This is a genomic window from Burkholderia cepacia (genome assembly GCF_001718835.1).
Taxonomy (GTDB): domain Bacteria; phylum Pseudomonadota; class Gammaproteobacteria; order Burkholderiales; family Burkholderiaceae; genus Burkholderia; species Burkholderia cepacia_F.
In genome coordinates this window covers 50,761-65,371 of record NZ_CP013442.1, presented here as the reverse complement: position 1 = coordinate 65,371, position 14,611 = coordinate 50,761, and the positions used below count along the sequence as shown (strand labels likewise).

Sequence of the window (14,611 nt, the reverse complement as noted above, 5' to 3'; positions counted from 1 at the left end):
GAACTCGTTGAATATCTCGTCCAGCACGCAAGTCTACCTGCGGCAAAACATCCAGTTCGAACCGCTGATCAACGGCTGGTATGCGTGGTTTCACACGCTTCCGCCGTTGACCGCCGCGCTCAACGTGGCCGAGCGGTTCCTGCCGATCATGAAGTCCTATGCCGCATCGCCGATGATGCATGTGGCCGCATGCAACGACCCGGCGATGCGCGGCGGCCCGTTCATCGACCTGGGCGGCCAGCGCGTCGACGAAATCCGCGCGCTGATCGCGCAGACCACCGCGCGCGCCACCCGGCAACTGGAACTGGCGAAGGCTTACAAGGCGTTCTCCACGCTGCTGCTGGAACAGGCGAAGGGGATGGCCTCGGACCCGATCTACGCCGAGATTCCGGAGGTGCTGAAAGGCTATGTCGAGATCTATTACGACCTGAATCACAACCCGTCCTTCCGGGTCTTCGAGAGCCTGCTGTACGCGAGCCCGTTCTATGCGCGCGACGCGCAGAGCATCGCGCTGTCGGCGATCGACGAGAACACGCCGCGGCCGTTCATTCTCAGCACGCCCCGGCTCAAGGACGAGCGCACGCTGTTCAGCAACATGGCCTTCGACGAGCCCGCGCTCGACACGCTGTTCCGCATGCGCGACACGCCCGGCAGCTACGCGAAAATCGTCGACCTGATGCGCGTGGAGGAGAAGGACGAGCCGCTGTTCCGCTCGTTCTTCGTCGAGGGGGCGCCGGAGCCGAAACCGGATCGTTCGTTCGATGGCGACGATATCCGCATCCGCTATTTCGGCCATGCGTGCCTGCTGATCCAGAGCCGGGGCGTGAGCATCCTGCTCGATCCGCTGATCAGCTACGGCTACGACACCCGCCTGCCGCGCTATACCTTCGCCGACCTGCCGGACCAGATCGACTACGTGCTGCTCACGCACAGCCATCACGACCACATCGTCCTCGAAACGCTGCTGCAGCTTCGCCACAAGATCAAGACCGTGGTGGTGGGCCGGAATTTCGACGGTTTCCCGCAAGACCCGTCGCTGGAACTGGCGTTGCGCAAGCTCGGCTTCGACGACGTGCTGGAAGTCCGGGATGCGCAGGAAATCAAGCTGCCCAACGGGGCCATCACCGCGATCCCGTTCCTCGGCGAGCACAACGACCTGGCGATCCAGAGCAAGCAGTCCTTCATGATCCGCTTCGGCAATCGTTCGGTGCTGAGCATCGCCGATTCGTGCAACCTGGACCCCGTCCTCTACGAGCACGTCTTCCGCCTCGCCGGCAAGCCGGACACCCTGTTCGTCGGGATGGAGACCGAGGGCGCGCCGCCGTCGTGGGTGTATGGCCCGCTGTTTCCCAAGGCGCTGCCGCGCGACATCGACCAGTCGCGCCGCGCGCGCGGCTGCAAGATCGACGAGGCCGCCGCGCTGGTGGATGGCTTCGCGTTCAACGCGGCGTATGTCTATGCGATGGGTCAGGAGCCGTGGCTGAACCACCTGCTCGACAACACCTTCGACGAAAACTCGCCGAGCCACATCCAGTCCACCCAGTTTGTCGCGCACTGCAAGGCCAAGGGCATCGCTTCCGAAGTGCTGTACGCGACGAAGGAGATCGTGCTTTGTCAGAACTGAATCTGAACGCGCTCTCGACCAGCGGCCAATACCAGGAGCATCTGGCGTTCTGGAACGACGCGCTCGGTCGCATCGACGAAGACTTCCGCCTTCAGCAGGCGTGGCAGGCGTATGCGCTGCCGCTCGGCCCCGCGCCGGTGCACGCGTTCGAGCTCGACGGCGACGCGGCGCGGGTGCTGGAAAAGCTCGCCGCCGGCAACGAGCTGGGCGCGTTCGTCGTGCTGCTGGCGGCCCTGTTCCGGGTCCTCGGGCGCTACGACGCCACGGCCGGGCTGTTCGTGGATTCGCCGCGCCTGATCGCCGAATCCGCGGACGGTCCCGCCGGCCCCGTCCCGCTCATCGACGCCGCCCGGCCCGGCGCAACGGTTCGCGAGTACCTGAACCAGGTTCGCGACACGGTGCAGCGAAGCTACACGTACCAGGACTTTCCGATCGCCGCCCTCGCGCACAAGCTGCACGGCGAAACCCGCGCGACCAACGTGGCCGTGCGCTTCGACGGGCTTCACGAAGCGTGGGCGTCGGCGGACTACGACCTGTCGATCGAGATCCGGCATCGCGCGCGCTACGAGATCGTGCTGACGGGCCGGCCGACGGTCTTCACGCTGCACTATCTGCAGCATGTCGCGCGGCACCTGCGCAACGTCCTGGCCGGCTTCGACGCGCTGGAAGCGCCGCTCGACACGGTCTCGCTGCTCGACGACGACGAACGCGCGCGCCTTCGCTCGCAAGCCGAGCCCGTTGCGGTGCAGGGCACGTTCCTGGAGCAGTTCGCGCAGCGGGCGGCGTCCGCGCCGGACAGCATCGCCGTGGCGACCGCCGAAGCCTCGCTGACCTATGCCGAACTGGACGACCAGTCGTCCCGGCTCGCGAGCTTCCTGCTCGCGGAATACGCGATCGAACGCGGCGACGTGGTCGGCGTGGTGGCCGACCGTTCCGAGCGCTGGATCGTCGGCATGCTCGGCGTGCTCAAGGCCGGCGCGGTGTATCTGCCGCTCGACCCGGAGTTTCCGCAGGAGCGCCTGCGCTTCATGATCGAGGACGCGAAAGTCAAGGCGCTGCTGACGCACTCGGAGCACCTGCCGCTGCTCGCCGATTTCTGGGCGATCCCGATGTTCGCCCTCGACTTCCAGCTCGACACGCTGGAGCCCGCATCCGCGTCGGCGCAGGTCGAGGTCCGGCCGGACGACGCCGCGTACATCATCTACACGTCCGGCTCCACGGGCGCGCCGAAGGGCGTCGTGCTCGAGCACGCGGGCCTGCTGAACATGGCGCAGTATCACGTGGACGCGTTCGGTTTCGATGCCGACGACCGCTTCGTGCAGTTCTACTCCCCGGGCTTCGACGGCTCGATCATGGAGATTTTCGTCACGCTGCTCGCAGGCGCGCGCCTCGTGCTGGCGAAAACATCGGTGATCCGCGACGCGCCGCGTTTCGTCGAATACATCGCGCAGCAGGGCGTCACCACCATCAACGCGACGCCGGCCTATCTCGCTGCGCTCGACTGGAGCGCGCTCGGCGCCGTGAAACGGGTCATCAGCGCGGGCGACAACGCCCGCGTGGCGGATCTCTGCGAGCTGGCGCGGACGCGCTCGTGCCACAACTCGTATGGCCCCACCGAGGCAACCGTCTGCATCACCGACTACGTGGTCGACGCCGCAACCGCCTACGGCGCCCGCCTGCCGGTCGGCCGCCCGATCCGCAATGCGCACCTGTACCTGCTCGACGAGCACGGGGCCCTGGCGCCCGAGGGCTGCACGGGCGAGATCTGCGTGTCCGGCATCGCACTCGCTCGCGGTTACGTCGGCCGCGACGACCTGACCGCCGCCGCGTTCGTCGCCCACCCGTTCGAGCCGGGCGAGCGCCTCTACCGCACCGGCGACCTCGGCGTCTGGCTGCCGGACGGCAATCTGGAAATCACCGGGCGCCGCGACACGCAGGTGAAGATTCGCGGCTATCGGATCGAGACGGGGGAAATCGAGGCGGCGCTCCGGCAGCACGCCGGCGTCGCCGACGCGCTCGTGTTCGTGCGCGAAGATGCGTCGAAGCACAAGCATCTGGTGGCCTGTGTGGAGACAGCGACGGCCAGCGTCGCCAGCCTGCGCGAACACCTGCAGGCACGCCTGCCCGAGTTCATGGTGCCGGCGTCGATCGTGACGCTCGAACGCATGCCGCTGACGCCCAACGGCAAGCCCGACCGCAAGGCGCTCGCCGCGCTGGAGCTGGCGCCGGCCCCGAGCGAAACCGTGTACAGCGCGCCGACCAACGACGTCGAGGCGCGCCTCGGCAAGATCTGGTGCGAGGTGCTGGGCCGCGAGCAGATCGGCATTCGCGACAACTTCTTCGAACTGGGCGGCGACTCGATCCTGCTCATCCAGGTGATGTCGCTCGCGCAGCAAGCCGGCCTCAAGTTCACCGCCGATCAGTTCTTCGCCCATCCGACCATCGCCGAGCTCGCCCGGGTTGCCGTCGATGCGCCGTCGATGACGATCCCGCAGGAGCCGGTGGTCGGGCCCGCCCCGCTGACGCCGATCCAGCACTGGTTCTTCGCGCAAGACGTCGCGGACCCGCACCACTACAACCAGTCGACGATGATCGAGGTGCCCGCGTCGCTGCGGCCGGACGTGATCGAGCAGGCGCTGTCGGCCGTCGCGACGCATCACGACGCGCTGCGGCTGGGTTTCGAGCGCGTCGCCGGCGCGTGGCGGCAATCGCATGCGGCGCCGCCGCTGGCGATTCCGCTCGGCGTCACGTCGCTGGCCGGCGAGGCGCCCGCCGCCGGCCAAGCCGCGATGCTCGCGACCGCCACCCGCATGCAGGAAAGCTTCACGTTGTCCGAGGCGCCGCTGCTGCGCGCCCACCTGTTCCAGTTCGGCCCCGACGCGCCGCAGCGCCTGCTCGTGGTCGCGCATCATCTGGTGATCGACGGCGTCTCGTGGCGCATCCTGTTCGAAGACCTGTACACCGCGTGCCGCCAGCTCGAAGCGGGCGAAGCGGTGCGGCTCCCGGCCCGAACGACCGCGTGGCGCGACTGGGCGAACCGCCTGGCCGAACTCGGCGCGACCAGGCTCGACGGCCTGGACTATTGGCTCCAGGGGAACGCCGAAGCGCAGGCGTGCTTCGACGACATGCCGGTCGGCACCGTCGCCGAAGCCGGGTCGACGGTCGTCGAGTTCGACGCGCAGCAGACGCAAGCGCTGCTGCAGGACGTGCCGCGCGCGTTCAATACGCAGATCAACGAAGTCCTGCTGACGGCCTTGCTGCTCGCGTTCGGCGACTGGACCGGCAACGCGTCGCTGGTCGTCGATCTCGAAGGCCACGGCCGCGAGGACATCTTCGACGGCGTCGATACGTCACGCACCATCGGCTGGTTCACGTCGCACTATCCGGTGTTCCTGAATGCCGGCGACGCCGCCGTGGCGGCCGACGCGCTGCGCAACGTCAAGGAGCAGTTGCGCGCGGTGCCGATGCGCGGGCTCGGCTACGGCATCGCCCGCTACCTCGGCAAGGACGCCCGCATCGCGGCGGCGCTGGAACGTCAGCCGCCGGCGCCGGTGCGCTTCAACTATCTCGGCCAGATCGATCGCGTGCTGGCCGACGACACGGGCTGGAAGCCGGTGCTCGACTTCCAGAGTCCCGAGCACAGTCCGCGCGCGCGGCGCGGCCATCTCTTCGAGATCGACGGGGTGGTGTTCGACGGCCGTCTGCGCCTCACCTGGCACTACAACCGCGAAGCCTGCGCACCGGGCGTCATCGAGCGGCTGACGCAGTGCTACCGCAGCCGTCTGCTGTCGATCGTCGCGGCCAGCGGCGACGGCCAGCCGGGGCTGAGCCCGTCGGACTTTCCGGCTGCGCGCATCAGCCAGGAAGCGCTGGACGCCCTCGTCTCAAGGATCAAATCGTGACATCCGCCACCATTGCCGATATCTACGAGCTCTCCCCGATGCAGGAGGCGATGCTCTTTCATGCCGTGCACTCGCCCGGCGCGAGAAGCAGCTTCAACCAGCTCAGTTGCCGGATCGCCGGCAGCCTCGATCCCGCGCTGTTTCATGCCGCATGGCAGCAGCTCGTCGATCGGCATCCGGTGATGCGCACGTCGTTCCATTGGGAGGCGTTCGACAAGCCGATGCAGGTCGTGCACGCGCACGCCACGCTGCCGTGGGTGCAGGACGACTGGCGCGACCTGCCGGAAGACCAGCAGCGCGCGCGGTGGAGCGCGCATCTCGAAAGCGATCTGGCCGAGGGCTTCGCGCTCGATCGCGCGCCGCTCGTGCGCTGCCGCCTGGTGCGCGTCGCCGAGGACGCGTACCTGTTCAGCTGGAGCCACCATCACATCCTTGCCGATGGCTGGTGCCTGTCGCTCGTGATCGAGGAAATCTTCCAGGTCTACGGCGCGCTCACGCGCGGCCTGCCGCCGGCGCTGCCGCCGGTGCGCCCCTATCGCGACTACATCCAGTGGCTGCAGCAGCACGAACCGCAAGCCGCGCGGCAATACTGGACGCGTTATCTCGAAGGCTTCCGCACGCCGACCCCGCTGCCCACGGCGGCACGCGCGCAAGCGGGCGAGCGCTTCGGCGAGGGCCTCGCGCAAGTCCAGGCCGACCTGTCGGCCGACCTCAGCGCGCGCCTGCGGCAATTCGCGGCCCGGCACCACGTCACCCTCAACACCCTCGCGCAAGCGGCCTGGGCGCTCGTGCTGTCGCGCTACAGCGGGGAAACCGACGTGGTGTTCGGCGCCGTCGTCTCCGGACGGGGCGCCAACCTGCCGGGGATCGAAACCATGCTCGGCCTGTTCATCAATACGGTTCCGGTGCGGGTGCGGGTCGACCCGCGGCAGCCGCTCGCGCCGTGGCTGAAGATGATCCAGGCGCGCGTGGCCGCACGCGCGCCGTTCGAGCACACCCCGTTGCCCGACATCCAGCGCTGCAGCGAAGTCCCGCTGACGACGCCGCTGTTCGAAAGCAACATCACGTTCATGAATTACCCGCTGGACGAGTCGCTGACGCACGGCGCGCACGGCCTGGCGGTCGACGAGGTGCAGCTCTACAACCGCGCCGACATCCCGCTCGAATTCGTCGTGACGGCGCGCGACGACTGGAAGATGGAGCTGTCGTTCGACCCGCGGCGCTTCGATGAAGACGCGATGCAGCGCATGCTCGGCCACGTGGCCGCGACGCTCGACGCATTCACGGCCGATCCGAACCGGCTGCTCGGACGCATGCCGATTCTCCCCGAGGCCGAACGTCGTCAGTTGCTGGACACCTTCAACGACACCGCCGTGCCGTTCGACGCCGCGCTCACCGTCGTGCATCGCCTGGAGCAGGCCGCCGCGGACCACCCCGAACGGCCGGCGGTCGAGTACCGGGATGTCGTCCTGAGCGCAGGCGAGCTGAATGCCCGCGCGAACCGCACCGCTCACCGCCTGCTGGCCGCCGTCGAGCTGAAGCCGGACGCGCTGGTCGCGATCTGCATGCACCGGTCGGAGCGCCTGATGGAGGCGATCCTCGCCGTCTGGAAGTGCGGCGCCGCCTATATCCCGATCGATCCCAACTTTCCGGCGGCCCGCATCCGCACCATTCTCGAGGATTCCGGCGCCGACCTCGTCATGACCTGCGACGGCCTCCTGCCCGCCGAGCTGGCCGCGCTCGCGCCGGTCGTGTCGCTCGATGCCGCCACCGATATCGTCGACGACGCCAATCCCGGCCGCCCCGTGTCGCCCGACAGCCTCGCGTACGTGATCTACACGTCCGGCTCGACCGGCAAGCCCAAGGGGGCGATGGTCGAGCACGCGGGCATGCTGAATCACATGCTCGCCGAGATCGACGAGTTTTCGATCTCGGCGTCGTCGGTGATCGCGCAGACCGCGCCGCATTGCTTCGATATTTCGGTCTGGCAATTTTTCACGGCGCCGCTCGTCGGCGGCAAGACCGTGATCGTCGACGACGAACGGATTCGCGATCCCGCGTGCTTCCTGGAGTACCTGGAATCCGCCCGGATCAGCATCCTCGAACTGGTGCCGTCCTATCTGTCCGCGCTGCTCGACCGCGCGTCGGAACGGCCGGCGCTGATGCGGCACCTGCGGCACCTGCTCGTCACTGGCGAAATGGTCAGCCCGGCCCTGGTGAAACAGTGGTTCGACGTGTTCCCGGACATCGCGGTGGTGAACGCGTATGGCCCGGCGGAAGCGTCCGACGATGTCGCGCAGCACCGCATGGCGCACGCGCCGAACACGCCCTACGTGCCGGTCGGCAAGCCGATCCGCAACGTGCGCATCTATGTCGTCGACCCGCAGATGAACCTGTGCCCGATCGGGATTCCCGGCGAGCTTTGCGTGTCCGGCGTCGCGGTCGGCCGCGGCTATCTCAACAACGAAGCCGGCACGCGGGAGGCCTTCGTCGAGGACCCGTTCCATCCGGCCCGCGGCGTGCGCATGTACCGCACCCGCGACATCGGCTGCTATCTCCCCGACGGGACGCTCGTGCTCCACGGTCGCAAGGATCATCAACTGAAGATTCGCGGCTACCGCATCGAGCTCGGGGAGATCGACAACGCGCTGGCCGCCATTCCGGAAATCCGCCAGGCGGCCGCGCTCGATTATCGCGACGAGGCCGGCCGCGCCGCCCTGTGCGCGTATGTCGCGTTCCGCGACGGCGCGTCGCTGAGCGACGCCGAGATCGCCGCCGCGTTGTCCGCCACGCTGCCGGCCTACATGGTGCCGGGCATCTACGTGGTGCTCGACGCGCTGCCGTTGAGCGGCAACGGCAAGATCGACCGCAAGGCGTTGCCGCCGCTGGACCGGTCGCGGCTCTCGGCCGCGGGACAGGGGCCGGCGCTGCCGCGCACGCCCACCGAGACGCTGCTGTGCCGCATCTGGGGCGAAGCGCTGGGCATTCCTTCGCCCGGCATCCACGACAATATTTTCGCGCTGGGCGGCGATTCGATTCTCAGCATGCGGATCGTGGCGCTGGCCGCCAAGGCGGGCCTGAAGATCACTACCCGGCTCATCTTCCAGCATCCGACGGTCGCCGAGCTCGCCGCCGTGGCCACTCGCGGCGAAGCCCAAGCGGCGGAGTTCGTCGCGTCGTCCGGCCCGCTGCCGCTGACGCCGATCCAGAAGCGCTTCTTTTCGCAGCGCAAGGACGATCAGGACCAGTACAACCAGGCGGTGCTGCTCGATGTCCCGCCGGACCTCGATCCGGTCGCGCTGCGCCAGGCCCTCCGGCACGCGGCCAAATGGCATGACGCGCTTCGGCTGCGCTTTCGCGCGGACGCGTCCGGCTGGATTCAGGAAGTCGTCGACGATCCGGAGATCCCCGTCGGCGTGCTCGACATCCGCGCCGATCAGCTCGCGCAGCACGTCGCGCACGCGCATGCGAGCCTGAATCTGGCGGACGGCCCCGTCTTGCGCGCGAACCTGTTCCGCGTCGACGAAGGAAGATCGCTTCGTCTGCTGCTGGTCGCCCATCATCTGGTGATCGACGGCGTGTCATGGGGCGCGCTGCTCGAAACCGTGTACGACGCCTATACCCGCCTGCGCAGCGGCAAAGCGCCCGAATTCGCGGGCAGCGGCGCGTCGTGGACCGCATGGACCCGGGCCCTGTCGAACTGGGCCGGCTCCGGCGCCGCCAACGCCGATCTCGCCCATTGGCAGGCCCTCGCGCGTTCGACGCCGCCCGGCCTGCCGCTCGATCGCGCCGCAACGGCCGACGCCAATACGGTGTCGTCCGCCGAAACGATCGTGGTCGAGCTGGGCGAATCCGCGACCGCGGCCTTGCTGGCCGCCGCGCCCCGCGCCTACGACGCCCGGATCAACGACTTGCTGCTGGCCGCGCTCGCGCGCGTGGTCAGCGACTGGAGCGGATGCGCCGACGTCCTGCTGGATCTCGAAGCGCACGGGCGCGAGGAACACGTCGCGGACCTCGACGTCTCGCGAACGGTGGGCTGGTTTACGTCCCTCTTCCCGGTCCTGCTGAAGGTCGATGCGGGCCCGCACGATCCGGCGCGCCTGGTTGCGTCGGTCAAGGCGCAGCTGCGCGCCGTGCCGGCCGCGGGCATCAGCTACGGCGTGCTGCAAGACCGGCTCGACGGCCCGGCTCCGCAGCCCCGGCTGCTGTTCAACTACCTGGGTCAGATCGACCAAGTGCTGACCGCCGCACGCGACTGGAAGCAGGCCGCCGAGCCGAGCGGAGACGGCCGCAACGCGAACCAGCAGCGCGAGCATCTGCTCGACATCAACGCGTACGTGACCGGCAACCGTCTGCACGTTGCGTGGGAGTTCAGCCGGGCCTGTCACGAAACGGACAGCATCCGGCGCGTCGCGCAGGCGTACATCGCGGCGCTCGAATCCCTCGTCGTCGACCATGTCGAGCAGTCCGCTTCGGGTCTGCCGCAGGCGCTGGCCTCGGTCATCCCGGACGAGATCGACGGCGTCTACGCGCTGACGCCGACCCAGCAGGGCATGCTGTTCCACGGCCTGTACGAACCGGCGTCGGATGCGTATTTCAGCAGCCTCGATTTCCGCATCGACGGCGCACTCGACGTCGAACGGTTCCGCCGCGCGTGGGATGCGGTGATGCACCGGCACGACATCCTGCGAACCTCGTTTCACTGGGAAGAACTCGAAAGCCCGGTACAGGTCGTGCATCGGCGCATCGACCTGCCCTGGCATGAGGAGGATCTGAGCGCGGCTTCCGCCGAGGAAGCAGAACGACGTTGGGACGCGTACCTGACGCAAGACCGGGCGCGCGGCTTCGACTTTACCCGCGCGCCGCTGATGCGCGTGGGGCTGTTCCGCGTGGGCCCGCAGGCATGGCGCTTCTACTGGAGCCATCACCACATCCTGCTCGACGGGTGGAGCTCCGCCCGGCTGCTGAGCGAAGTGGCCGCCGCCTATCAGGCCCTGTCGGCCGACGCCGCCACGCGGCGGCCCGCGCCGCCGGCCTTCCGCGATTACGTGCGCTGGCTGGAGCGTCAGGACGCCGGGGCCGCGGAGCGCTTCTGGAAGACGAAGCTCGAGGATTTCCCGACGACGACGCCGCTCGTGCTCGGTCGCCCCGAACTCGACGGAACGGCCGCACCGGGCGCCTATCTGGAGGAGCAGCTTCTGCTCTCCGAGCGCGACACGCAGCGGCTCGTCGCGTTCGCGCAAGCCAGCCGCATCACGCTCAACACGCTCGCCCAGGGCGCGTGGGCACAGTTGCTGGGCCGCTATAGCGGCGAAGCGGACGTCGTGTTCGGCACGATCGTTTCCGGTCGCCCGGCGTCGCTGCCGGACTCGGACGAGATGGTCGGGCTGTTCATCAACACGCTGCCGGTGCGGGTCCGCATCGACAAGCGCCCGACGGCCGCGTGGCTGGCCCAATTGCAGATGGATCTCGCGCAGCAGGAGGACTATGCGCACTATCCGCTCGCCGACATCCAGAAATTCGCCGGCCTGCCGCCCGGCGTGCCGCTCTTCGAAAGCCTGCTCATCTTCCAGAACTATCCGGTCGAGGAAGCGCTGGCCGATGCGCTTCCCGGTCTGCGCATCGGCGCATTCCACGTGTCCGATCCGAACAACTACCCGCTGACGCTGGTCGTGACGCCGGGCAAGCGCCTGTCGTTGCAGGTGCTGTACGACGATGGCCGCTTCGACCGCGAAACGATCGTCCGCCTGCTGCGCCATGTCGAAACCCTGCTCGTCGGCCTTGCGTCCGAAGAGGATCGCCCGACCGGAGGCATTCCGCTCCTCACCACGGCCGAGCGGGACGAGATCCTGCTGGACTGGAACGACACCTTCGCGCCGGTCCCGTCCGACCGGACGCTGCCCGAACTGATCGAGGCCGCCGCCGCCGCGCACCCCGAGCGCATCGCGGTCCGCTGCGGCACGGTGGTCCGCACCTATCGGGAACTCGTCGAAGGCGCCGACCGGATCGCCCGGCATCTGCTGCAGGCCGCGCCGATTCAGCCGGACGACCGGATCGCCGTATGGATGCCGCGCTCGCACCTGATGCTGGAAACGATCCTGGCGATCTGGAAGTGCGGCGCGGCGTACGTGCCCGTCGATCCGGCCTATCCGGCCCGGCGGGTCGAGGCGATCCTCGCGTCGGCCCGGCCGACGGTCATCGTCGCCACCGACTGCGTGCCGCCGCCGGCGCTGTCGTCCATTCCGACGGTCGATCCGTCGCGCCTGCCCGACGATCGCGGCGCCGACGCGCCGGCGCCGTCGGCGCCGCGTTGCCGGCCTGCGGACCTCGCCTACGTGATCTTCACGTCGGGCTCGACCGGCCAGCCCAAGGGCGCGATGGTCGAGCATCGCGGCATGCTCAACCACGTGCTCGCGATGGCGCGCAGGGTCGGGCTCGGCGCGCACAGCGCGGTCGCGCAGACCGCTTCGCACTGCTCCGACATTTCGGTCTGGCAATGCTTCGCGGCGCTGGTGTCGGGCGGCACGACGGTGATCTATCCCGATGCCGTGATCCTCGAGCCTGCACTGCTGATCGACAGCCTGCACCGCGACCGCATCACGGCGATGCAATTCGTCCCGTCGTATCTGGCGACCTTTCTCGTCGAGCTGGAACGGCACGCGGCGCCGGCTTTCCCGCACCTCGACACGCTGCTGACCATCGGCGAAACCCTGCAGCCCGCGTCCGTGCGAACCTGGTTCCGGCTGAATCCGGCGGTCCGGCTCATCAATGCCTACGGGCCGACCGAGGCTTCGGACTCCGTTGCGCATTACAGCATGGAATGCGCGCCCGACCTCCCCGCGATTCCGATCGGCCGCCCCATCGAGAACCTGCGCCTCTACGTCGTGGACGCCGACATGAATCTCTGCCCGATCGGCGTCAAGGGCGAAATCTGCATCGGGGGGGCCGGCGTCGGGCGCGGCTACCTGTTCGACGAAACACGCACCCGCGCGGTGTTCCGCGACGATCCGTTCAATCCGGAACCGGGTGCGCGCCTTTATCACACCGGCGATGTCGGCTGCTTCGGGCCGGACGGCAACCTTCACTTCTTCGGACGCCGCGACTTCCAGGTCAAGGTTCGCGGCTATCGCATCGAGCTGGGGGAAATCGAAGCCGCGCTGACCGATCTCGAAGGCATCTCCAACGCCGTCGTGGTCGCCCGCAATGCTGCGGATGCCGAAACGACCCTGTGCGCGTACGCGTCGGGAACCGGCTGGACGCCCGCAAGCTTGCGCCAGGCGCTGCGCGAAAAACTGCCGGCCCATATGGTGCCCGACACCGTGATGCTGCTGCCGGCGCTTCCCGTCACGCCGAACGGCAAGATCAACCGCGCCGCGCTGCCGCTCCCCGATGCCGCGTCCGCACCCGACGGCGTGCCGGCGGAACCGCGCACGCCCACCGAAGCGGCGCTGCTGCGCATCTTCGCCGAGGTGCTCGGCCGCCAGCCGAACGGTGTCGACGACAACTTCTTCGAGCACGGCGGCCAGAGCCTCAAGGCGATCCAGATGGTCAGCCGGATTCGCCGCGAACTGAAGCTGAACGTCGCGGTCGCCGATGTTTTCCATGCGCCGACGCCGCGCGAGCTCGCGAAGAAGCTGGTTTCCACCGCCACCGCCGGCGCGGAGGAAATCATTCCGGCGCTCCCTGCGCAACCGTCGTACGCGGTGTCTCGCGCGCAGAAGCGCATCTGGCTCGCGAGCCGCAGCGCGGACCCGTCCACGTACAACATGGCGGGTGCGCTGCAACTGGACGGCGCCGTCGATACGGCGCGCCTCGTCCATGCGTTCGACGCGCTGGTCGATCGCCACGAAAGCCTGCGCACCGTGTTTGCGATGATCGAAGGCGAGCTGCGGCAACGCATCCTCAGCCGCGAAGCGTCCGGATTCCGGGTCGAGCAGACGGAGCTCGCGGAAGAGGCCGGGCCGGACGCGATCGATGCGCTGATCCGCGCGGAAAGCGAGCAGCCCTTCGATCTCGCGTCGGGCCCGCTGTTTCGCGTCAAGCTGGTCCGGCTCTCGCCGGAGCAGCATCTGCTGTTGCTGAACATGCACCACGTGATATCGGATGCGTGGTCGATCCGCGTGCTGACCGACGATCTGCATGCGCTTTACGCGGGACGCGACCTGCCGCCGCTTGCCATCCAGTACCGCGACTACGCCGCGTGGCACAACGCCTGCCTGGACGATTCGCGCGCCGCCGCGCATCGCGCGTACTGGCTCGAGCAACTGGCGCCGCCGCTGCCCCGCCTGCAACTGGCGCCGGATTACCCGCGCCCCGAGCGGCTGAGCCACGCCGGGCAGACGCTCGACGTGGAACTGCCGGACCTGCACGCGGCGGAACTCGCGAAGCTGGCCCGCGCTCACCATACATCGCTGTACGCGGTGATCCTGTCGTCGTTCTGCGTGCTGCTGCACCGCTACACGGGGCGTGAGGACATCGTCATCGGCAGCGTGTCGGCCGGGCGCGACAGCGAACAGCTCGAATCGCAGATCGGCGTGTTCCTCAACACCGTCGTGCTCCGTGTGCCGCTGCGGAAATCCGCGACCGTGGACGAGGTGATCGACGCCGTGGCGAAAACCTCCGCGCAAGCCCTGGAGCACGCGTCCTATCCGTTTGACCTGTTGCTCGAAGATCTCAAGATCCGCACCCCGGCGAATCATTTCCCGATCTTCGACATTCAAGCGAACTACATTTCGGCGCCGGCGCCGCAGCCCGGCCTTCGCATCACGGACCTGTCGCCGGCGGACACCACCGCCAAGTTCGACCTGTCCTTCCAGATCGTCGAAAGCGAAGGCCGGCACCGCATCCAGTTGATCTACAACACCCGCCTGTTCCGCCCCGCGACCATCGCCGCGATGCGCGATCGGCTGCTCGAGATATTCGACGTCTTCGTGCGTGATCCGGGCACGCCGGTCGATCGCATCGCACTCTCCGGCAGTGCGCCCGCAGCCGGCCCGAAGGTCCGGGTCGGCCTTCGCCTGAAGACCGCGCCCGAACCCACCGCCGACGACGCCGTCGAGGAGAACACGTGAACAACACGTCTCAA

General features: G+C 68.3%; 3 protein-coding genes. All 3 read left to right on the top strand.

The features are described 5' to 3' along the window. The first annotated feature begins 7 nt into the window (after positions 1-7). The 3 genes from WT26_RS00205 to WT26_RS00195 are packed head-to-tail and all read left to right on the top strand — an operon-like array spanning position 8 to position 14,597. Positions 8-1,624: an MBL fold metallo-hydrolase gene (locus WT26_RS00205; protein ID WP_059955532.1), complete on the top strand. Its 1,617-nt coding sequence runs from the start codon at positions 8-10 to the stop codon at positions 1,622-1,624. After that, positions 1,612-5,526, top strand: coding sequence for a non-ribosomal peptide synthetase (locus tag WT26_RS00200; RefSeq protein WP_069269436.1), 3,915 nt, complete (start codon positions 1,612-1,614; stop codon positions 5,524-5,526). The genes WT26_RS00205 and WT26_RS00200 overlap by 13 nt, the downstream gene beginning before the upstream one ends. 38 nt (positions 5,527-5,564) lie before the next feature. Next, the gene (locus WT26_RS00195; RefSeq protein WP_069269435.1) at positions 5,565-14,597 is read left to right on the top strand and encodes a non-ribosomal peptide synthetase; all 9,033 of its coding nucleotides are present in this window, start codon (positions 5,565-5,567) and stop codon (positions 14,595-14,597) included. Positions 14,598-14,611 lie beyond the last annotated feature (14 nt).

What these genes read in the sequence shown, in the direction of transcription:
- WT26_RS00195 (WP_069269435.1), top strand. Translation starts at nt 5,565, where the DNA reads ATGCAGGAGGCGATGCTCTTTCATGCCGTGCACTCGCCCGGCGCGAGA.